Below are 21,681 nucleotides of genomic sequence, written 5' to 3'. Positions count from 1 at the left end.
GGAGGGAAACAGGCCACGCATGAACGGTATCGTTGTTACCGCGCTCAAGCGGCCCTATACTTTCGTCGTCCTTTCCATCCTGATTGTCGTATTCGGTGTCCGTGGGCTGCTGCGCACGCCAACCGACGTATTTCCCAGCATCAACATTCCCGTCGTCGCGATCTGCTGGACCTATACCGGCCTCATGCCCGAAGACATGTCCGGCCGTGTCGTCTATTATTACGAACGCGCCCTGACCGCGACGGTCAACAATATCGAACATATCGAAAGCCAGTCCTATTACGGACGTGGCATCGTGAAGGTGTTCTTCCAGCCCGGCACCGATACCGCCGTGGCGCAGACGCAGATCACCTCCGTTTCCCAGACCGTCATCAAACAGATGCCCGCCGGCATGACGCCACCGCTGGTGCTGACCTACAACGCATCATCCGTGCCGGTGCTGACGCTGCAGGTCTCATCCGATTCCATGACGGCGTCGCAGATCTATGACATGTCCTCCAACCTGATCCGGCCTGCGCTGGTCTCGGTGGCGGGGGCAGCCATTCCCAACCCGTATGGTGGCCAGCCGGGCAATATCATGGTCGATCTGGACCAGAGCAAGCTGCTGGCCCATGGCCTGTCCGCGACCGATATCGGCAATGCCCTGGGCAAGCAGAACATTGTGCTGCCCGCCGGTGACCAGCAGATCGGCGCGTTCGACTGGATGGTCCAGACCAATGCCTCGCCCGAGGAAATCGACAGTTTCAACAACATGCCCATCAAGCAGGAGGGCAACTCCGTCGTATACCTGCGCGATGTGGCATGGGTACATGCCGGTGGACCGCCACAGACCAACATGGTGCTGGTCAAGGGGCATCAGGCCGTCCTGATCGTCATCATGAAAAGTGGCGATGCCTCCACCCTGTCGGTGGTCAGTGGGATCAAGGCGCTGCTGCCATCCATCGTGCGTACGCTGCCACCAGGTGTCGACATTACCGTGCTGGGTGATGCCTCGACCTTCGTGAAGGAGGCGGTGCGTGACGTGGTGCAGGAAATGGGCACCGCAGCCCTGCTGACCAGCCTTGTGGTGCTGTTGTTCCTGGGCTCGTGGCGATCGACGGTCATCATCGCCACTTCCATCCCGCTGGCCATGCTGTGTTCGGTCATCGGGCTGGGCATGGCGGGGCAGACCATCAATGTCATGACGCTGGGTGGCCTTGCGCTGGCAGTCGGTATTCTGGTTGATGACGCGACCGTCATGATCGAAAACATCGACGCCCACCTTGAGATGGAAAAGGATCTGGAAACGGCCATCATTGATGCCGCCAACCAGATCGTTATCCCCACCTTCGTGTCCACATTATGTATCTGTATCGTGTGGATGCCGCTGTTTCAGCTTACGGGTGTCGCAGGCTGGCTGTTCATGCCCATGGCCGAAGCCATCATTTTCGCCATGATCGCGTCTTTTATCCTGTCGCGCACACTGGTGCCGACCATGGCCAAATATATGCTGGCGGCACAGGTCGCGGCCCATGCGGCGGCCAGGGCGGCGGGCGGGCATCAGGAACCACGCAATATCTTCGGTCGCTTCCAGCAGGGGTTTGAACGGAAATTCGTTGCCTTTCGCAACCGTTACCGCGCCATTCTTGAACACCTGATCAGCATACGCGGGCGGTTCGTGCCGATATTCGGTATCGGGGCGTTTTCATCGCTCCTGCTGCTGGTGTTCGCGGGGCAGGACTTCTTCCCCGAAATCAACTCCAATGCGCTGGCTTTGCACATGCGCGCACCGATGGGCACCAAGATTTCGGAAGCTGGCAAGATTTCCATGCTGGTGAATTACGAGATCGAACGCCTGCTGCCCGGACAGGTCGAAAATATCGTCAACAACTGCGGCCTGCCGTTCAGCCCGCTCAATCAGGCCTTCATTCCCACGCCAACCGTTGGCGCGCAGGACTGTGACCTGACCGTGACGCTGAAGGACGAGGAAGCGCCCGTCGCGAAATATCGCACGATCCTGCGCAAGGGACTGGCGGAGAAATTCCCCGGCACCGAAATCACCTTCATGCCAGCCGACCTTACGGCCAAGATTCTGAACTTCGGCCTGCCCGCGCCGCTGGATGTGCAGGTGACGGGGCGCAACCTGTACGCCAATTTCGATTTTGCCGAAAAGCTGGCGGAAAAGCTGCGCCATGTCACCGGCATTGCTGACGTGGCGGTGCAGGAACCGCTGAATACGCCTACGCTGCGCGTCAATGCGCGCCGGACCTATGCGCTGGGTACCGGCCTGACCGAAGCGGATGTTGCGAACAACGCGCTGGCTGTCCTGTCGGGCAGCGGACAGGTGGCGCCGACCTACTGGCTGGATCCCAAGACCGGGGTTTCGCATCTGGTGGATATCCAGACGCCGCTGCAGTTCCTGCAGACCATGAACGACCTTGAGACCATTCCCATCGACAAGGGCGATGGCAACCCGTCGGACAAGGCGCCACAGATATTGGGAGGGCTGAGCGATATCGTGCAGACCGGCACCCCGGGCGAGGTCTCGCACTACAACATCATGCCGGTGTTCAACATCTATGCCTCGACCGAAGGACTGGACCTCGGCGCGGTTTCCCGGCAGGTCGCCCGGGTGGTGGACAGCGTAAGCAAGGATCTGCCCGCAGGGTCGAGCCTGACCATCCGGGGGCAGGCGGAGACCATGAACGGGGCCTATACCCAGCTTATCGGTGGTCTGGCGATGTCGATCCTGCTGGTGTACCTGATCATCGTGGTCAACTTCCAGTCATGGCTGGACCCGTTCATCATCATCACGGCCCTTCCCGGCGCGCTGGCGGGCATCGCGTGGAGCCTTTTCCTGACGCATACAGCGCTGTCGGTCCCGGCGCTGACGGGAGCGATCATGTGCATGGGAACGGCGACGGCCAATTCCATCCTTGTCGTCTCGTTCGCGCGTGAACGGATGGATGTGCATGGTGATGCCCTGCGCGCCGCGATCGAGGCGGGATATGAACGTATCCGCCCCGTTCTGATGACGGCATCGGCCATGATTATCGGCATGCTGCCCATGTCGCTGAGCAATTCGCAGAACGCCCCGCTGGGCCGCGCCGTGATGGGTGGCCTGCTGGTGGCGACATGCGCAACGCTGCTGTTCGTGCCCTGCGTATTCGCCCTGATCCATTCCAGAAAGTCCAAGAAGTCCGCCGCTGGCGAAGGAGAGCACGCATGACCGCCACAGGCGAAAACCCCAGGCCACGCATGTCCGGACGTGCGCGGCTGTATGCCACCCTGGGTGGGGTTGTGGTGGCCGCCATTGTGGCCGGGGGTATCCTTGAACGCCGGATCCATGTCTCGCACCTGAAGGACATGGCGCAGGACGCGGCCATTCCCCGCGTGCAGGTGATTCTGCCGCAGAAAGGGCCGAAAACCCGCACGCTGGACCTGCCGGGCAATATCTCGGCATGGTACCAGGCGCCCATATTCGCGCAGGTCTCGGGCTATGTGCAGATGTGGTACAAGGATATCGGCGCGAAGGTGAAGGCGGGCGAAATCCTTGCCACCATCGACACGCCGGGACTGGACGCGCAGTACGCGGCATCCAAGGCCAATTTCGATGTGGCCATGGCGCGGTACAGGCTGGCCCAGATCACCGCCAAGCGCTGGCGCGCGCTGCAGGGCACGCAGGCGGTGTCACAGCAGGAAGTGGACGTCCAGGCCGCCAATGCCGAAGCCCGGCAGGCGGAGGTCGAGGCCGCCCGGCACGAAGTCTCCCGCTTTGCCGCCCTGATCGCGTTCAAGCAGATCGTGGCTCCGTTTGACGGTGTGGTGACATCCCGTCTGGCGGATGTGGGCGATTACGTGAACGCAGGCGGTGGCGATGTCTCGTCGCGTGGTACCGCCACCGAACTGTTCAGCGTGGCCGATGTGCACCGCATGCGCGTGTTTGTCTCCGTGCCGCAGGATTATGCCGACATCATCAGCCCCAAGCTGGAGGGTGACGTCTCCGTGCCGCAGTATCCGGGGCGTGTGTTCAAGGCCAGGTTCCTTGCGACCGCCAAAGCGTTCAATGCGGGCACGCGTACGGTGACGACCGAACTGGTGGTCGATAATGACAAACGTGAACTGTGGCCGGATTCATATGCGAATGTACACTTTGTCGCACCCGGTGATCCCGATATCCTGATAATCCCCGAAGGTGCTCTTGTGTTCCGCGCGCAGGGCATGCAGGTGGCGGTTGTGGACGCCGATGACCGCATACGCCTGCGTAATGTAACGGTTGGCACCAATCTGGGGACAAAAGTGCAGGTTCTGGCTGGTATCGGTCCAAAGGACCGGATTGTGAACAACCCGTCAGCGGGGCTGCTGGAAGGTCAGAAGGTCTATCTGGTCGGGGCGACGCCGGGATATAACGATGCGGGTGCGACGGCCTCGCCCGCAGTGGACAAGGGCGATGACGTCCGTGCCATGCCGGCGGGTGACAGTAACGCGGGTGATACGGGGGTGCGTCAATGAACGGCGCGCCGTGCGACCCGTCGTCCTCCATGCTGTCCCGTCGCGTGCTTTCGCTGGCCGGGTGTGCCGCCATCGCAGGCACACTGGGTGGCTGCGTGGACCTGGCCCCCAAATACCATGGCCAGCATTACATGCTGCCCGACAACTGGAAGGGGGATGCCGTGGTTCAGTTCGGCACCCCGCAGGATGGTGCGGCAAGGGGGGACTGGTGGAAGGTCTTTCACGATTCCACCCTTGATGAACTGGAAGAACGTGCCAGCCACCTGAACCCGAACCTGCAGGCGGATGCGGAAGCCTTCACCCAGGCGCGGGACATCGTGGCGGAAGCGCAGTCGAACCTGTATCCGCAGATCTCGGGCGGGGCCGGAGCGTCCCAGAATCAGGCATCCAACCACCGGCTGTGGCGTGGTGCGGGAGCGACCGGCCCGATCTACATGTCATCGGAACAGTATAGCGCGGCCGCGCGGTGGGAACCGGATTTCTGGTCCGCCATCCGTAACCGCAGGCGCGTGCAGCAGCGGCTGGCGCAGGCGGCGGCGGCGGATTTTGCCGTGGCGCGGCTGAGCATCCAGTCCGAACTGGCCAATGACTACATGCAACTGCGCGGGATGGATGCGCAGCACGCGGTCTATCTCGACTCGATCCGATATTACGAAACTGCCGTCAAGATCACCAAGATGCGGCAGGCAGGTGCCATTGCAGCCGGTATTGACGTATCGCGCGCCCAGACGCAGCTTTCCTCCACCCAGGCGGCGGATACGGACCTGCAGGCCCGTCGCGCCGTGATGGAGCATGCGATTGCGATCCTGGTGAACGTGACTCCGACCAGCTTCCATATCCAGCCCCGTAACCAGATTACCTTCCCCAAGGTGGCGACGCCGGTGGGTATTCCCGCCACCCTGCTGGAACGCAGACCCGACATCGCCAGCGCAGAGAGACACATGGCGGCGGCCAACCGGGCCATAGGGGTCTCGCGCGCGGCGTTCTTCCCACGTGTAACCTTCAGCGCGACAGCCGGTTTCATGGATAACGGCTTCACGCTCGATAAATTCGCCAATGGCATGTATTCCTATGCCGCGCAGGCGGTCATGCCCCTGTTCCAGGGCGGGTTGCGACGTGCGGAAGTGCAGCGCAACTGGTCGCAGTACCGGCAGGCGGAAGACCAGTACCGTGCCATCGTGCTGGATGCGTTCAAGGATGTGGAAGACGGGCTGAGCCTGACGCATGACCTCAATATAGAAGCCGTCCAGCAGGCCGAGGCCGTGCAGGCATCCATGCGTACGCAGAACATGACCATGCAGCTATATACCGGCGGCCTGACCAATTATCTGGATGTGGTGGTGGCGCAGGTCGCTGCCCTGCAGGCGCGTATCGCGGAAGTGCAGGTGGAAACCCGCTACATGCAGGCGCAGGTGGAACTGATCCGCGCGCTGGGCGGTGGATGGACCACGGCGGAACTGCCGAACAACAAGCAGATCAAGCCTTTTGATCCCATGCAGTACACACATATGCGCATGCCGCGGTCCTTCAGCGGTGTGAATGTCGATAACGGTCCCGATTCCCTGGACCTGTCGGGCAAGGGATTTCATGACGGGGACTTGACAGCCCCTTCCAAATAGCGGTAGGTGCGCGCCTCTTATCGGAACGCGGGAGGTCGCGCTTCCTGCCCATGCCGGGCAGGGGCAGGCCACCAGAACCGCGGTCCGGGTGAAACAGTCAGGAGCCCCGGATATGGCCAAAAAAATCGTTGGCTACATCAAGCTGCAAATCCCCGCCGGCAAGGCGAATCCGTCCCCGCCGGTCGGTCCGGCACTGGGTCAGCGCGGCCTGAACATCATGCAGTTCTGCAAGGAGTTCAACGCAAAGACGCAGGGTCTCGAACCCGGTATGCCGATTCCCGTCGTCATCACCGCGTATGCCGACCGTACGTTCAGCTTCATTACCAAAACCCCGCCGAACACCTATTTCCTGATGAAGGCTGCCAAGATCTCCAAGGGCAGCTCCACGGTAGGCAAGTCTGCGACGGTTGGTAAGGTCACGATCGCGCAGCTGCGCGAGATTGCCGAAACGAAGCAGAAAGACATGAACGCCAACGATATCGACGGTGCCGTGCGCATGCTGGCGGGTTCCGCCCGCTCCATGGGCCTCGACGTGGTGGAGGGCTGATTACAATGGCAAAGAACAAGCGTCTGACCGCAGCCCGCGCCGCTGTCGACAGCACGAAGCAGTATGGCCTGGATGAGGCCATCAGCCTGGTCAAGAGCAACGCCAAGGCGAAGTTTGACGAAACCGTCGAAATTTCCATGAACCTGGGCATCGACCCGCGTCATGCCGACCAGATGGTCCGTGGTCTGCTGTCCCTGCCCAACGGCACGGGCAAGACCCTGCGCGTTGGCGTGTTCGCCCGTGGCCCGAAGGCCGAGGAAGCGACGGCAGCCGGTGCCGACGTGGTTGGTGCTGAAGACCTCGCCGAAAAGGTGAAGGCTGGCGAAATCGAGTTCGACCGCTGCATCGCGACGCCGGACATGATGGCGCTGGTCGGTCGTCTGGGCAAGATCCTTGGCCCGCGTGGCCTGATGCCCAACCCCAAGCTGGGTACCGTGACCATGGACGTGAAGGGGGCGGTTTCCGCAGCCAAGTCCGGTCAGGTTGAGTACCGCGCGGAAAAGGCCGGTATCGTGCATGCAGGTGTTGGCAAGGCATCGTTTGACGAAGCCAAGCTGGCCGAAAACATCCGTGCGTTCGTGGACGCCGTCCAGAAGGCCCGTCCCACGGGTGCGAAGGGCACGTATGTGAAGAAGATTGCCCTGTCCTCCACCATGGGGCCGGGTGTGACGGTTGACGCATCCGCTTTCACTGCGGGCTGACGTCAGCTGAAGAATGACCCTGCCCTGTAAAAAGGGTGGGGGAACAGGAGATGGCGGCCTTGCCGCCATTTTCCGAACCTGTCCATGACCGGATGTGGCGCAAGCCTTGATTGCCCGCAGGGGCTGCAGCCGGGAGACGGGGATTGCCGGATCGGGGCGAAAGCCCGCACTGGTTGTTCCGTTTGAAAGGACAGGCGAACCGGGATATGACCGGCACGCCGGAATATCCCAAGGGTAAACCCTACCTGTCGGCTTCATGCTGGCAGGTGATGATGGAGACGGGATTTGGACCGTACGGAGAAGCGGGAGTTTGTTGCCTCCCTCGCAGCCGTGTTCGCTGAGACGTCCATGGTCATCGTCACCCGTAATGACGGGCTGACAGTGGCTGATGTGACGGAACTCCGGCGTCGCGTGCGTGCGGCAGGAGCTACACACAAGGTCGCGAAGAACCGGCTGGCCTCTCTCGCCCTGGCAGGGACCCAGTTCGAAGGCATCAAGCCGCTGCTGAAGGGGCCGACCGCGTTGTCGTGGGCGGATGAACCCGTGGCAGTGGCGAAGGTGCTGGTCGAGTTCGCCAAAACCAATGACAAGCTTGTTCTGCTCGGTGGATCGCTTGGTGCCCAGACGCTTAACGTCGAAAGCATCAAGGCTCTGGCCGAGCTGCCGTCCCTGGACGTTCTGCGCGCGCAGCTGGTGGGGCTTATCTCCACGCCGGCAACGCGTATCGCAGGCGTGCTGCAGGCGCCGGCCGGACAGCTTGCACGGGTTTTTGGTGCCTATGCCAAGACGGGCGAAGCAGCCTGAGACCTATGACCCGGCCCGCCGGGTTATCAATAAAATGGCATTTTCCTGAAAAACGGGATTGTGCTGTGCCAACCAGTGTATAAATTAGGAAGACCGAATTATGGCCGATCTGAACAAGATTGTTGAAGACCTGTCCGCCCTGACCGTTCTGGAAGCTGCCGAGCTGTCCAAGCTGCTGGAAGAAAAGTGGGGCGTTTCTGCTGCTGCTCCGGTTGCCGTGGCTGCTGCTCCGGGTGCGGCTGCTGGTGCGCCGGCAGAAGAGAAGACCGAATTTGACGTTGTCCTGACCAAGGCCGGCGACAAGAAGATCAACGTGATCAAGGAAATCCGCGCGATCACGGGTCTGGGCCTGAAGGAAGCCAAGGATCTGGTCGAGGGTGCGCCCAAGACCATCAAGGAAGGCGCCAGCAAGGATGAAGCCGAAAAGATCAAGAAGACCCTTGAAGACAACGGCGCTGCTGTCGAAATCAAATAAGTTGGCCAATCGGGATGCGTCGTTTATGACGCACTCAGGCTGATTGTTCAGGTGAGGGTGGAAACCGTCTGGTTTCCGCCCCCTTGGGCGTTACAGGCACCCTGGCCGCAAGGCTTCGGGTGCCTTTGGCAGTAGTAAAGGGTTGGTCGGGCCGCAGGTCCGGTCGATCTGCCAAGGATTTTTACGGGCCGCGCAGTCCGCGTGACATTCGTGTCACGGTCGTGCGGACCTGTGTGGATGGGGGCTGGATAGGCGATGAACGCGATTACAAAATCGTTCACGGGACGCAAACGCATCCGCAAGAGCTTCGGGCATATACCCGAGGTCGCTCCGATGCCCAATCTGATCGACGTGCAGCGGGCAAGCTACGAGACGTTCCTTCAGATGAATGTGGCGCCCGACAGCCGGACGCCGACGGGCCTGCAGGAAGTGTTCCGTTCCGTCTTTCCGATCAATGATTTCGCGGGGCGCGGGCGTCTGGAATTCGTCAGCTATGAGCTGGAAGAGCCGAAATACGACGTCGAGGAATGCATTCAGCGTGGGCTGACCTTCGCCGCGCCGCTGAAGGTGATCCTGCGCCTGATCGTGTGGGACGTGGATGAAGACACCGGATCGCGTTCGATCCGCGATATCAAGGAACAGCCGGTTTACATGGGCGACATGCCGCTCATGACCGATAACGGCACCTTCATCATCAACGGGACCGAGCGTGTCATCGTCAGCCAGATGCACCGCAGCCCCGGCGTGTTCTTCGATCACGACAAGGGCAAGACCCATTCTTCGGGCAAGTTCCTGTTCGCCGCGCGTGTCATTCCCTATCGCGGGTCGTGGCTCGACTTCGAATTCGACAGCAAGGACCTGATCTACGTCCGCATCGACCGCAAGCGCAAGCTGCCGGTCACCACGCTGTTATACGCGCTGGAAGGTGCCGCGTCCGAAGCCGCCCGCGCCGCCAAGGCCGCTGAAGGCGGCGATGTGGAAGCCATGGAAATCCGTGGCATGGATCCCGATGAGATCCTGAGCTATTTCTACGGCAAGGTCGAGTTCACCAAGACGGAAAAGGGCTGGGCCCGCCGTTTTGACGCCGATTCTTTCCGTGGCATGAAGCTGCTTGAGCCGCTGATTGATGCCCAGACGGGTGAGGAAGTCGCCCCGGTCGACGCGAAGCTGACCGCCCGCATGGTCCGCAAGATCGCGGAAACAACCAAGGAAGTGCTGGTCGGCCCGGCCGGTCTGATCGGGCGTTTCATCGCATCCGACATCGTTAACGAACACACGGGTGAGATCTTTGCCGAAGCCGGTGACGAACTGACCGAGCAGAAGCTGGAAGAACTTGAGGAAGCCGGCCTGACCACGCTGTCCACCCTGGCGGTGGATGCAGCCAATGGCCCGTGGATCCGCAATACGCTGGCCGTGGACAAGAACACTTCGCGTGATGAGGCGCTGACTGACATCTATCGTGTCATGCGCCCCGGCGAGCCACCGACACCCGAGACGGCGGAAGCCATGTTCTCCGGCCTGTTCTTCGATCCCGACCGTTATGACCTGTCTGCCGTTGGTCGCGTGAAGATGAACATGCGCCTTGGCGTGGACGTGCCCGATACGGTGCGTGTCCTGCGCAAGGAAGACATCCTGCGCACCGTCAAGATCATGTGCGAGCTGAAGGACGGTCGCGGCGCGATTGACGACATCGACAACCTTGGCAACCGTCGCGTGCGTTCGGTTGGCGAGCTGATGGAAAACCAGTACCGCGTTGGTCTGCTGCGCATGGAGCGCGCCATCCGCGAACGCATGGGCTCCGTTGATATCGACACGGTCATGCCGCATGACCTGATCAACGCCAAGCCGGCTGCGGCCGCGGTGCGTGAGTTCTTTGGTTCCTCCCAGCTCAGCCAGTTTATGGACCAGACCAACCCGCTGTCGGAAGTGACGCACAAGCGTCGTCTTTCCGCACTCGGCCCGGGTGGCCTGACCCGTGAACGTGCAGGCTTCGAAGTTCGTGACGTGCATCCGACGCATTATGGCCGTATCTGCCCGATCGAGACGCCGGAAGGCCCGAACATCGGCCTGATCAACTCGCTGGCCACCTATGCCAAGGTGAACAAGTACGGCTTCATCGAAACCCCATACCGCATGGTTGAGGACGGCGTTCTTCAGGATGGCTGGAAATATCTTTCCGCCATGGAAGAAGAAAAGCTGGTTGTCGCCCAGGCGGATGCGAAGCAGGACGCGCAAGGCCACCTGACGGATGATCTGGTTTCGGTGCGTCGTGGCGGTGACTTCCGTCAGGTTCCACCGACCGATGTGACAGCGTGTGACGTCTCACCCAAGCAGCTTGTCTCGGTAGCCGCGGCCCTCATCCCGTTCCTTGAGAACGATGACGCCAACCGCGCGCTGATGGGTTCGAACATGCAGCGTCAGGCCGTGCCGCTGGTACGTTCGGACGCACCGCTGGTCGGCACGGGCATGGAAGCCGCCGTGGCCCATGACTCGGGTGCCGCGATCGTGGCCCGCCGGCATGGTGTGGTCGACCAGATTGATGGTGCACGTATCGTTGTGCGCGCAACGGATGATGCCGGTGCGACGCAGGGCGTGGATATCTACCGTCTGCGCAAATACATGCGTTCCAACCAGTCCACCTGCATCAACCAGCGTCCGCTGGTGCGCGTGGGCGACCAGGTCCGCGCGGGTGAGATCATTGCTGATGGCCCGTCCACCGAGCTGGGTGAACTGGCGCTGGGTCGTAACGTGCTGGTCGCGTTCATGCCCTGGAACGGCTACAACTTTGAAGATTCGATCCTGATTTCCGAACGGATCGCGCGTGATGACGTGTTTACCTCGATCCATATCGAGGAATTCGAGGTCATGGCCCGTGACACCAAGCTGGGTCAGGAAGAAATCACCCGTGACATCCCGAATGTCGGTGAGGAAGCGCTGCGCAACCTCGACGAAGCCGGGATCGTGTATGTTGGCGCCGAAGTGAATCCCGGCGACATTCTGATCGGTAAGGTCACGCCAAAGGGCGAAAGCCCGATGACGCCGGAAGAAAAGCTGCTGCGCGCCATCTTTGGTGAAAAGGCATCCGACGTTCGTGATACCTCGCTCAAGCTGCCGCCGGGCACGACGGGCACCATCGTGGATGTGCGCGTGTTCTCCCGCCGTGGCGTGGACAAGGATGAGCGCGCGATGGCGATCGAGCGTGCCGAGATCGAACGCCTTGCCAAGGACCGTGACGATGAACGCGCCATTCAGGAACGTTCGTTCTACAACCGTCTGCGCGAACACCTGATCGGCCAGACGGCAGGCACGGGCTTCAAGGGGATCCGCTCCGGCACCGAGATCACGGATGAGGTCCTGTCCGAGCATCCGCGTGGCGCATGGCGCAACATCACCGTGATGTCCGATGAGGTCATGGCGGAACTGGAAACGCTGCGTCGTGAATTCGATGTCGCCGTGTCCAAGATCCAGGCCCGCTTCGACAACAAGGTCGAAAAGCTGCAGCGCGGTGACGAGCTGCCGCCGGGCGTGATGAAGATGGTCAAGGTCTTCGTCGCGGTGAAGCGCAAGCTGCAGCCGGGTGACAAGATGGCTGGCCGTCACGGCAACAAGGGTGTCGTCTCCCGCGTTGTGCCGGTCGAGGACATGCCGTTCCTTGAGGATGGCACGTCGGTTGACATCGTGCTGAACCCGCTGGGCGTGCCATCGCGTATGAACGTGGGGCAGATCCTTGAGACGCATCTGGGCTGGGCCTGCGCCAATATCGGCCGTCAGGTGGCCCAGCTGGCCGATGATTACCAGCGCCATGGTGAAAAGCGCCAGGAACTGCTTGATGAACTGAAGTCGGTCTATGGCGACAAGGTTTATGACGAGCAGATCGGTGACATGACCGATGCGCAGCTGCTGGAACTGTGTGGCAACCTGCGCAAGGGCGTGCCGATCGCAACGCCAGTATTCGACGGGGCGTCCATTCCGGATATCGAATCCATGCTGCAGAAGGCTGGTGTGGACAAATCCGGGCAGTCACAGCTGATCGACGGGCGCACGGGTGAACCGTTCGAGCGCAAGACCACGGTCGGTTACATCTATATGCTCAAGCTGCATCATCTTGTTGATGACAAGATCCATGCCCGTTCCATCGGTCCGTACTCGCTGGTTACCCAGCAGCCGCTGGGTGGTAAGGCGCAGTTCGGCGGGCAGCGCTTTGGTGAAATGGAAGTGTGGGCGCTGGAAGCTTACGGCGCGGCTTACACACTGCAGGAAATGCTGACGGTCAAATCGGATGACGTGTCCGGTCGTACCAAGGTCTATGAAGCCATCGTGCGCGAGCAGGATGACTTCGAAGCCGGTATTCCGGAAAGCTTCAACGTCCTGATCAAGGAACTGAAGTCCCTTGGCCTGAATGTTGACCTGGAACAGAGCGGTTCCTGACCGGGCCTTATGTTGCACGTCGGTCCATACATTTTTCTTTCAGGAGTGGAAGCAGGTAACGCGGCTGCTTCCGCTTCATTCCCTCAGGGGGTTTGCGGCGCATGAATGAACTCATGAAGATCCTTGGTCAGGGCGGCCAGGCCATGACCTTCGATCAGATCAAGATCCAGCTGGCTTCGGCCGAGCAGATCCGTTCCTGGTCGTACGGCGAGATCAAGAAGCCCGAGACCATCAATTACCGGACATTCAAGCCGGAACGTGATGGCCTGTTCTGTGCGCGGATATTCGGTCCGATCAAGGATTACGAATGCCTGTGCGGCAAGTACAAGCGGATGAAATTCCGCGGCATCATCTGCGAAAAGTGCGGCGTTGAAGTTACGCTGGCCAAGGTCCGGCGCGAGCGCATGGGTCATATCGAGCTGGCAAGTCCCGTCGCCCATATCTGGTTCCTGAAGTCACTGCCCAGCCGTATCGGCCTGATGGTCGACATGACGCTGAAGGATCTGGAAAAGATCCTGTATTTCGAAAGCTACGTGGTTCTGGAACCTGGCACCTCGCCGCTCAAGCAGTACAGTCTGCTGACGGAAGACCAGTACCTTGATGTCATGGATGAGCATGGCGACGAGGGGATCGAGGTTGGCATCGGTGCCGAAGCGATCAAGAAGATCCTGGAACGCATCGACTGCAAGGTCGAGAAGGAAGAACTGCGTCAGGAACTGAAGGACACCACGTCCGAGGCCAAGCGCAAGAAGCTGGTCAAGCGCCTGAAGCTGGTCGAGGCCTTCGCTGACAGTGAATCGCGCCCGGAATGGATGATCCTGGACCTGGTGCCGGTCATTCCGCCCGAACTGCGTCCGCTGGTGCCGCTGGATGGCGGCCGCTTCGCGACATCGGACCTGAACGACCTGTACCGTCGCGTCATCAACCGCAACAACCGTCTCAAGCGGCTGATCGAGCTGCGTGCGCCGGATATCATTGTCCGTAACGAAAAGCGCATGCTGCAGGAATCGGTCGATGCGCTGTTTGACAACGGTCGTCGTGGCCGCGCCATCACGGGGGCGAACAAGCGCCCGCTGAAGTCGCTGTCCGACATGCTGAAGGGCAAGCAGGGACGTTTCCGTCAGAACCTGCTGGGCAAGCGCGTTGACTACTCCGGTCGTTCGGTCATCGTGGTCGGTCCGGAACTGAAGCTGCACCAGTGCGGCCTGCCCAAGAAGATGGCGCTGGAACTGTTCAAGCCGTTCATCTACTCCAAGCTGGAAAAATACGGTCACGCCACCACCATCAAGGCCGCGAAGCGGATGGTCGAAAAGGAACGTCCCGAGGTCTGGGATATCCTTGAAGAAGTGATCCGTGAACACCCGGTCATGCTCAACCGTGCGCCGACGCTGCATCGTCTGGGCATTCAGGCGTTTGAACCGGTGCTGATCGAAGGCAAGGCAATCCAGCTGCACCCGCTGGTCTGCACCGCGTTCAACGCGGACTTTGACGGTGACCAGATGGCCGTGCATGTCCCGCTGAGCCTTGAGGCGCAGCTGGAAGCACGCGTGCTGATGATGTCCACCAACAACATCCTCAGCCCCGCCAACGGCAAGCCGATCATCGTGCCGTCGCAGGATATCGTGCTGGGTCTGTACTACCTCAGCCTCGAGACGCCGGAATTCCGCGCCACCCCCGACCAGAACAGCTATGATGACAAGGGGCAGGTGACGGTTGCGGGTGCGCCTTCCTTCTCCAGCGTAGGCGAAGTGGAATACGCGCTCAGCACGGGTGCGGTGAAGCTGCATGACAAGATCCGCGCGCGTATCGAGAACGTCGATGCCGAAGGCAAGACCACGCGCGAAACCGTCGTGACCACGCCGGGCCGGATGCTTGTAGCCCAGATCCTGCCGCGTAACCCGGCGCTGCCGTTCTCGCTGATCAACCGTCAGCTGACCAAGAAGATCGTGTCGGATGTCATCGATGCGGTCTACCGTCACTGCGGCCAGAAGGAATGCGTGATCTTCTGTGACCGCCTGATGGGCCTTGGGTTCCGCCATGCGGCGAAGTCCGGCATTTCCTTCGGTAAGGACGACATGATCGTTCCGACCGAAAAGAAGGAACTGGTCGATCGTACCGCCGCCGAGGTGAAGGAGTTCGAACAGCAGTATCAGGACGGTCTGATTACTGCGGGCGAACGCTACAACAAGGTGGTCGATGCATGGTCGCGCTGCACGGACGAAGTGCAGGCCGCGATGATGAAGGAGATTTCCAAGCAGGAAATCGGCAAGCCCACCAACTCGGTGTGGATGATGAGCCACTCCGGTGCCCGTGGGTCGCCAGCACAGATGAAGCAGCTGGCCGGCATGCGTGGCCTGATGGCCAAGCCGTCGGGTGAGATCATCGAACAGCCGATCATCGCCAACTTCAAGGAAGGCCTGTCGGTTCTCGATTACTTCACCTCCAGCCATGGTGCGCGTAAGGGCCTGGCCGATACCGCGCTGAAGACCGCGAACTCGGGTTACCTGACCCGACGTCTGGTTGACGTGGCGCAGGACAGCATCATTGTCGAGGAAGATTGCGGCACCGAACGTGGCCTGACGATCCGTGCAGTCATGGATGGCGGTGAAGTCGTCGCCTCCCTGTCCGAACGTATGCTGGGCCGTACCCTGGCTGCCGACGTGCAGGACCCGGCCACCGGCAAGGTGCTGTTCCCGCGCAACACGCTGATTGAGGAAGCCCAGGCCGAGCAGATCGAGAAGGCGGGTGTCGAAAGCCTGCTGATCCGCTCTGTGCTGACCTGTGACAGCCGTGTGGGTGTGTGTGGTCACTGCTATGGCCGTGACCTTGCACGTGGCACGCCAGTCAATATTGGTGAAGCCGTGGGCGTCATCGCCGCCCAGTCCATTGGTGAGCCTGGCACCCAGCTGACCATGCGTACCTTCCATATCGGTGGTGCTGCGCAGCGTGGCGCCGAACAGTCGATGGTCGAGGCGTCGCGTGACGGCAAGGTGACGATCCGCAACAAGAACGTTGTGCATAACAGCCAGAACGTGCCCATCGTCATGTCGCGTAACTGCGAAATCCTGCTGACGGATGACCGTGGTACCGAACGCGCCCGCTACCGTGTGCCCTATGGTGCGCGTCTGCTGGTGGAAGACGGGGCCGAGGTCGCGCGTGGCCAGAAGATGGCCGAGTGGGATCCGTATACCCTGCCGATCATCACCGAACAGCCGGGTAAGGTCGAATATCTTGACCTGATCGACTCCATCACCCTGGTGGAGCGTATGGATGAGGTGACCGGCCTTACGTCAAAGGTGGTCGTGGACTACAAGCAGGCGTCCAAGGGGATCGACCTGCGTCCGCGCCTGCAGCTGAAGGACGCCAATGGCGACGTGGTGAAGCTGGCCAACGGCAACGATGCCCGCTACTTCCTGTCGCCTGACTCGCTGCTGTCGGTCGAGAACGGCGCCCAGGTCAATGCAGGTGACGTGCTGGCGCGTATCCCGCGTGAAGGCTCCAAGACGCGTGACATTACCGGTGGTCTGCCGCGCGTGGCCGAGCTGTTCGAGGCCCGTCGTCCGAAGGATCACGCGATCATCTCGGAAACCGAGGGACGTGTGGAATTCGGCAAGGACTACAAGTCCAAGCGTCGTGTCATCGTGAAGAACGACGAGACGGGCGAGGAGACGGATTACCTGATCCCCAAGGGCAAGCACGTTTCCGTTCAGGAAGGCGACTTTGTCCAGGTTGGCGATCCGCTGGTCGACGGTCCGCGCGTGCCGCATGACATCCTGAAGGTTCTGGGTGTCGAGGCGCTGTCCGACTATCTCGTCAACGAGATCCAGGACGTCTATCGACTGCAGGGCGTGAAGATCAATGACAAGCATATCGAGGTCATTGTCCGTCAGATGCTGCAGAAGGTGGAAATTCTTGAACCGGGCGATACGACCTACCTGATCGGTGAGACGGTGGACCGTATCGAATACGAGGAAGAGAACACGAAGCGCCTGAACATGGGCGAGCGTCCGGCTGTTGCCATGCCTGTGCTGCAGGGCATCACGAAGGCGTCGCTGCAGACGCAGTCCTTCATCTCCGCCGCATCCTTCCAGGAAACCACACGTGTCCTGACCGAGGCCGCTACGGCCGGGAAGAAGGATACGCTGAACGGCCTGAAGGAGAACGTGATTGTCGGTCGCCTGATCCCCGCAGGCACGGGCAGCGTGATGAACAAGCTTCGCGCCGTTGCGGCGGGCGAAGACAAGCAGCGTCTGGCCCAGGCCCGCGCTGCAGTGGCCACCACCAAGGCCGCCGAGTAACAATACGAGTGAAATGCCAGATGCCGCAGGCCGGTATCTGGCATGATTCGGTGCTGCACTATTGTCACCATCCGATTCAGGCGGTATCAGCGGCCTGACGGAGCGGTGCTCCGAGTCCGGTGGAACAGAGTCGCTCTGTCGGACTGCTAGCGAATCCTGCGCAAGGCTTGACTTTTGGTCAGTTTGCCCGTAGGTAACGCGCCCTCGGCTAGCCCTGTCTGAAAGACGTCGTTGGCCGTCGAATGCAGCATGCAGGCATGCGGTGCCGCAGTCCGGGAATCGGGCTGCCCAGGCCGGATGTAAATATGATGCCCGAACGAATGGTTGTCATTCGTTGGGGTTTTGTTGTGAACGACAGTCGGCAACCAGATATGGGGTTGGCCGGCCGAATTTTGTAAGGATCGGGAAAGGCGTATGCCGACCATCAACCAGTTGATCGCGAAAGGTCGCGAGCCCGCAGCCAAACGCAACAAGGTTCCTGCACTGCAGGGCTGTCCGCAGAAGCGTGGCGTTTGTACTCGTGTTTACACAACCACACCGAAGAAGCCGAACTCGGCTCTGCGTAAGGTGGCAAAAGTTCGCCTGACCAACGGGTATGAGGTTGTGAGCTATATTCCGGGTGAGGGGCATAACCTCCAGGAACATAGTGTTGTCCTGATCCGTGGTGGTCGCGTTAAGGATCTTCCTGGCGTGCGTTATCACATCCTGCGCGGCGTTCTGGACACCCAGGGTATCGCCAAGCGTCGTCAGCGTCGCTCGCTCTATGGCGCGAAGCGTCCTAAGTAAAAGGAATAACGAGGCATGAGTCGCCGTCATCGCGCAGTAAAGCGCGAGATTCTTCCCGATCCGAAATTTGGTGATGTCGTCATTACGCGTTTCATGAACGCCCTGATGTACGACGGCAAGAAGTCCACAGCCGAAGGGATCGTCTATGGCGCCCTTGAGGTGCTGCGTCGCCGTGGTGGTGCAGCTGCGGACCCTGTGGTCATGTTCCACAGCGCGCTGGACAATGTTAAGCCGGCTGTCGAGGTGCGTTCCCGCCGTGTCGGTGGCGCCACCTACCAGGTTCCGGTCGAAGTCCGGGCCGAGCGCCGTCAGGCGCTGGCAATCCGCTGGCTGATCGACGCGTCGCGCAAGCGCGGCGAGAACACCATGCAGGATCGCCTGTCGAACGAACTTCTTGATGCCGTCAACAATCGTGGCGCTGCGGTCAAGAAGCGCGAAGACACGCACCGCATGGCTGAAGCCAACAAGGCGTTCAGTCATTACCGCTGGTAAAGGCGGTCAGGCCGGTCTATTGACCTGCCGGGCTTCCGAAACGGAACTTTCCAACCCGACTCTCGGCACGAGGCCGAGTTAACGGAGAAAACGATGGCAAAGGCTAAATTTGAGCGGAATAAGCCGCACTGCAACATCGGCACGATTGGTCACGTCGATCACGGCAAGACCTCGCTGACTGCTGCTATCACCAAGACGCTGGCGAAGGCCGGTGGTGCGGAATTCAAGGCGTACGACATGATCGACGCCGCACCTGAAGAACGCGCCCGTGGCATCACCATCTCGACCGCGCACGTCGAGTATGAAACCGCGAAGCGTCACTATGCGCACGTCGACTGCCCGGGTCATGCTGACTATGTGAAGAACATGATCACCGGTGCCGCGCAGATGGACGGCGCGATCCTGGTTGTGTCCGCTGCTGACGGCCCGATGCCGCAGACCCGTGAGCACATCCTGCTTGCCCGTCAGGTTGGCGTGCCGGCTCTGGTCGTGTTCCTGAACAAGGTTGATCAGGTTGACGATCCGGAACTGCTGGAACTCGTTGAAATGGAAGTGCGTGAGCTGCTGTCCGCTTACCAGTTCCCTGGCGACGATATCCCCATCATCAAGGGTTCGGCTCTGGTGACGCTGGAAGACGGTGATCCGGAAGTCGGTGAAAACCGCGTTATGGACCTGATGAACGCCGTTGACGAATACATCCCGCAGCCGGAGCGTCCGATCGATCGTCCGTTCCTGATGCCGATCGAAGACGTGTTCTCCATCTCCGGTCGTGGCACCGTGGTGACGGGCCGTGTCGAACGTGGCGCCGTGAACGTTGGCGACGAAATCGAGATCGTTGGTCTGCGTCCGACGCAGAAGACGACCGTGACCGGCGTTGAAATGTTCCGCAAGCTGCTTGATCGTGGTGAAGCAGGTGACAACATCGGTGCGCTGCTGCGTGGCACGAAGCGTGAAGACGTTGAGCGTGGCCAGGTGCTGGCAAAGCCGGGTTCCATCACCCCGCACACCAAGTTCAAGGCGGAAGCCTACATCCTGACGAAGGAAGAGGGTGGCCGTCACACGCCGTTCTTCACCAACTATCGTCCGCAGTTCTATTTCCGTACGACCGACGTCACCGGCGTTGTTCACCTGCCGGAAGGCACGGAAATGGTCATGCCTGGCGATAACGTCGCCATGGATGTCGAGCTGATCGCTCCGATCGCCATGGATGAAGGCCTGCGCTTCGCTATCCGCGAAGGTGGCCGCACCGTTGGTGCAGGTGTTGTTGCTTCCATCACCGCGTGATTGGACAGTAACTGAAGTGTGGCATCCCGGTCGGAGCGATCCGGCCGGGTTTCCATTGCGGATCGGGTTCCCCCGAATCAGGTAAAGTTGGACTGAAACAGAAAGATGGACAACCAGAACATCCGCATTCGCCTGAAGGCGTACGATCATCGGGTGCTTGACAACAGCACGAAAGAGATCGTCAACACGGCGAAGCGTACGGGTGCGCGGGTTCGGGGTCCTATCCCGCTGCCGACGCATATTGAACGGTTCACCGTGAACCGCTCCCCCCACGTGGATAAGAAAAGCCGCGAGCAGTTCGAAATTCGGACCCATCGCCGGCTGCTCGACATTGTCGAGCCGACCCCGCAGACCGTGGACGCTCTCATGAAACTCGACCTCGCCGCTGGCGTGGATGTCGAGATTAAACTCTAAGGTCCAGACGATGCGCACCGGATTGATCGCAAAAAAGCTGGGTATGACCCGGCTGTTCAAGGAAGACGGCACACATGTGCCGGTGACTGTCCTGCAGGTTGATGATCTGCAGGTGGTTGATGTCCGTACGACCGAGCGCGATGGCTATACAGCCGTCCAGCTTGGTTCGGGCAAGGCCAAGGTCAAAAATGTGTCGAAGCCGAACCGCGGCCATTTTGCCAAGGTCAAGGTTGAGCCCAAGAAGAAGCTGGCTGAATTCCGCGTTGCGGATGATGCCGTCCTGGAAGTCGGGGCTTCTCTGTCCGCCAGCCACTTTGTGGTGGGACAGAAGGTGGACGTTACCGGCACCAGCAAGGGTAAGGGTTTTGCCGGCGCAATGAAGCGCTGGAACTTTGCCGGTCTCGAAGCCACCCACGGTGTCTCGATCAGTCACCGTTCGCACGGATCGACGGGTAACCGTCAGGATCCGGGCAAGGTTTTCAAGAACAAGAAGATGGCTGGCCATCTCGGTTCCGAGCGTGTGACCACGCTGAACCTGGAGATTGCGGCTGTTGACGCCGAAAAGAACCTGATCATGATCCGCGGCTCCGTGCCAGGCGGAAAGAATGAGGCGGTTCTGGTTCGTGATGCGATCAAGAAGGCCCGTCATGCCGAGGCGCCGTATCCGGCGGCCCTGGTTGAGGCTGCGGGCTGAGGATAGAGGGCAATGGATTACGATATCAAAACCCTCGATAACGGAAGCGCAGGCAAGACCAGCCTTCCCGACGAGATTTTCGCAGCCACCCCGCGCACGGATATCATGGCGCGTGTGGTTCACTGGCAGCTGGCAAAGCGCCGGGCCGGTACGCACAAGGTCAAGGGCATGGGGGAAATCTCCGGCACGACCAAGAAGCCGTACCGCCAGAAGGGCACCGGTAGCGCCCGTCAGGGTTCGCTGCGTTCGCCGCAGTACCGCACCGGTGGGGTGGTTCATGGTCCGGTCGTGCGCGACCATGGCTATGACCTGCCCAAGAAGGTGCGCCGTCTGGGCCTGATTTCCGCGCTGTCGCAGAAGGCTGCCGAAGGGAAGCTGGTTGTGCTTGATGCGGCGACCGCCTCGGGTAAGTCCGCCGAGCTTGCGAAGAAGCTGAAGGTTCTGGGCTGGACATCCGCCCTGATCGTGGACGCCGCTGTTGAAGAAAACTTCGGCCGTGCCGCGCGCAACCTTCCGAAGATCGACATTCTCCCGACGATCGGTGCGAATGTCTATGACATCCTGAACCACGATGTGCTGGCCATCACCCGCGCAGGTGTTGAAGGACTGAAGGAGCGTCTGGCATGACCAACATCCTGGCAATCCGCA

The 21,681-nt window shown here is 60.5% G+C and carries 15 protein-coding genes; all 15 read left to right on the top strand.

The genetic code is table 11. The annotated features are described in order from the left end of the window. Positions 1–19 precede the first annotated feature (19 nt). The 15 genes from MSKU9_RS07570 to rplD all read left to right on the top strand — a co-directional run bounded on the left by MSKU9_RS07570 (position 20) and on the right by rplD (position 21,660). Positions 20–3,208 (top strand): efflux RND transporter permease subunit, encoded by a 3,189-nt coding sequence (locus MSKU9_RS07570; RefSeq protein ID WP_141260671.1) that lies wholly within the window; start codon positions 20–22, stop codon positions 3,206–3,208. Further along, positions 3,205–4,491, top strand: coding sequence for an efflux RND transporter periplasmic adaptor subunit (locus tag MSKU9_RS07565; protein ID WP_141260670.1), 1,287 nt, complete (start codon positions 3,205–3,207; stop codon positions 4,489–4,491). The genes MSKU9_RS07570 and MSKU9_RS07565 overlap by 4 nt, the downstream gene beginning before the upstream one ends. Beyond that, on the top strand, positions 4,488–6,110 hold the full coding sequence (locus MSKU9_RS07560) for an efflux transporter outer membrane subunit (protein ID WP_141260669.1): 1,623 nt from the start codon (positions 4,488–4,490) through the stop codon (positions 6,108–6,110). The genes MSKU9_RS07565 and MSKU9_RS07560 overlap by 4 nt, the downstream gene beginning before the upstream one ends. Positions 6,111–6,222: 112 nt before the next feature. Continuing rightward, entirely contained in the window at positions 6,223–6,657 is a 435-nt protein-coding gene (gene rplK, locus MSKU9_RS07555) for a 50S ribosomal protein L11 (protein WP_141260668.1), read from the top strand. A gap of 5 nt (positions 6,658–6,662) precedes the next feature. Next, positions 6,663–7,358 (top strand): 50S ribosomal protein L1, encoded by a 696-nt coding sequence (rplA, locus tag MSKU9_RS07550; RefSeq protein WP_141260667.1) that lies wholly within the window; start codon positions 6,663–6,665, stop codon positions 7,356–7,358. A 285-nt stretch (positions 7,359–7,643) separates the two neighbouring features. After that, positions 7,644–8,162: a 50S ribosomal protein L10 gene (rplJ, locus tag MSKU9_RS07545; protein ID WP_141260666.1), complete on the top strand. Its 519-nt coding sequence runs from the start codon at positions 7,644–7,646 to the stop codon at positions 8,160–8,162. A 100-nt stretch (positions 8,163–8,262) separates the two neighbouring features. Further along, on the top strand, positions 8,263–8,637 hold the full coding sequence (rplL, locus tag MSKU9_RS07540; protein ID WP_141260665.1) for a 50S ribosomal protein L7/L12: 375 nt from the start codon (positions 8,263–8,265) through the stop codon (positions 8,635–8,637). A 255-nt stretch (positions 8,638–8,892) separates the two neighbouring features. Next, complete coding sequence (gene rpoB / locus MSKU9_RS07535) at positions 8,893–13,065, top strand: DNA-directed RNA polymerase subunit beta (RefSeq protein ID WP_141260664.1); 4,173 nt, start codon at positions 8,893–8,895, stop codon at positions 13,063–13,065. A gap of 101 nt (positions 13,066–13,166) precedes the next feature. Continuing rightward, entirely contained in the window at positions 13,167–17,363 is a 4,197-nt protein-coding gene (gene rpoC, locus MSKU9_RS07530) for a DNA-directed RNA polymerase subunit beta' (RefSeq protein ID WP_141260663.1), read from the top strand. 414 nt (positions 17,364–17,777) lie between these two features. Further along, positions 17,778–18,149 (top strand): 30S ribosomal protein S12, encoded by a 372-nt coding sequence (rpsL, locus tag MSKU9_RS07525; protein WP_003621118.1) that lies wholly within the window; start codon positions 17,778–17,780, stop codon positions 18,147–18,149. Between the two features lie 15 nt (positions 18,150–18,164). Beyond that, the gene (rpsG, locus tag MSKU9_RS07520) at positions 18,165–18,641 is read left to right on the top strand and encodes a 30S ribosomal protein S7 (protein ID WP_007399617.1); all 477 of its coding nucleotides are present in this window, start codon (positions 18,165–18,167) and stop codon (positions 18,639–18,641) included. 93 nt (positions 18,642–18,734) lie between these two features. Continuing rightward, on the top strand, positions 18,735–19,925 hold the full coding sequence (gene tuf / locus MSKU9_RS07515) for an elongation factor Tu (RefSeq protein ID WP_010506739.1): 1,191 nt from the start codon (positions 18,735–18,737) through the stop codon (positions 19,923–19,925). 105 nt (positions 19,926–20,030) lie between these two features. Then, the gene (gene rpsJ, locus MSKU9_RS07510) at positions 20,031–20,339 is read left to right on the top strand and encodes a 30S ribosomal protein S10 (RefSeq protein WP_007282720.1); all 309 of its coding nucleotides are present in this window, start codon (positions 20,031–20,033) and stop codon (positions 20,337–20,339) included. 10 nt (positions 20,340–20,349) lie between these two features. After that, positions 20,350–21,033, top strand: a complete 684-nt coding sequence (gene rplC / locus MSKU9_RS07505) for a 50S ribosomal protein L3 (RefSeq protein WP_141260662.1) — start codon at positions 20,350–20,352, stop codon at positions 21,031–21,033. Between the two features lie 12 nt (positions 21,034–21,045). Next, entirely contained in the window at positions 21,046–21,660 is a 615-nt protein-coding gene (gene rplD / locus MSKU9_RS07500) for a 50S ribosomal protein L4 (protein ID WP_048856918.1), read from the top strand. Positions 21,661–21,681 lie beyond the last annotated feature (21 nt).

This window comes from Komagataeibacter diospyri (genome assembly GCF_006538165.1).
In the GTDB taxonomy this organism is placed as follows: Bacteria; Pseudomonadota; Alphaproteobacteria; order Acetobacterales; family Acetobacteraceae; genus Komagataeibacter; species Komagataeibacter diospyri.
Note: the sequence above shows the minus strand (reverse complement) of the source record. Positions and strands in the feature narration are given on the sequence as shown.

Excerpts from the sequence above, each read along its gene's own strand:
- MSKU9_RS07570 (WP_141260671.1), top strand. The coding sequence starts at position 20 with ATGAACGGTATCGTTGTTACCGCGCTCAAGCGGCCCTATACTTTCGTC.
- MSKU9_RS07565 (WP_141260670.1), top strand. The coding sequence starts at position 3,205 with ATGACCGCCACAGGCGAAAACCCCAGGCCACGCATGTCCGGACGTGCG.
- MSKU9_RS07560 (WP_141260669.1), top strand. The coding sequence starts at position 4,488 with ATGAACGGCGCGCCGTGCGACCCGTCGTCCTCCATGCTGTCCCGTCGC.
- rplK (WP_141260668.1), top strand. The coding sequence starts at position 6,223 with ATGGCCAAAAAAATCGTTGGCTACATCAAGCTGCAAATCCCCGCCGGC.
- rplA (WP_141260667.1), top strand. The coding sequence starts at position 6,663 with ATGGCAAAGAACAAGCGTCTGACCGCAGCCCGCGCCGCTGTCGACAGC.
- rplL (WP_141260665.1), top strand. The coding sequence starts at position 8,263 with ATGGCCGATCTGAACAAGATTGTTGAAGACCTGTCCGCCCTGACCGTT.
- rpoB (WP_141260664.1), top strand. The coding sequence starts at position 8,893 with ATGAACGCGATTACAAAATCGTTCACGGGACGCAAACGCATCCGCAAG.
- rpoC (WP_141260663.1), top strand. The coding sequence starts at position 13,167 with ATGAATGAACTCATGAAGATCCTTGGTCAGGGCGGCCAGGCCATGACC.
- rpsL (WP_003621118.1), top strand. The coding sequence starts at position 17,778 with ATGCCGACCATCAACCAGTTGATCGCGAAAGGTCGCGAGCCCGCAGCC.
- rpsG (WP_007399617.1), top strand. The coding sequence starts at position 18,165 with ATGAGTCGCCGTCATCGCGCAGTAAAGCGCGAGATTCTTCCCGATCCG.
- tuf (WP_010506739.1), top strand. The coding sequence starts at position 18,735 with ATGGCAAAGGCTAAATTTGAGCGGAATAAGCCGCACTGCAACATCGGC.
- rpsJ (WP_007282720.1), top strand. The coding sequence starts at position 20,031 with ATGGACAACCAGAACATCCGCATTCGCCTGAAGGCGTACGATCATCGG.
- rplC (WP_141260662.1), top strand. The coding sequence starts at position 20,350 with ATGCGCACCGGATTGATCGCAAAAAAGCTGGGTATGACCCGGCTGTTC.
- rplD (WP_048856918.1), top strand. The coding sequence starts at position 21,046 with ATGGATTACGATATCAAAACCCTCGATAACGGAAGCGCAGGCAAGACC.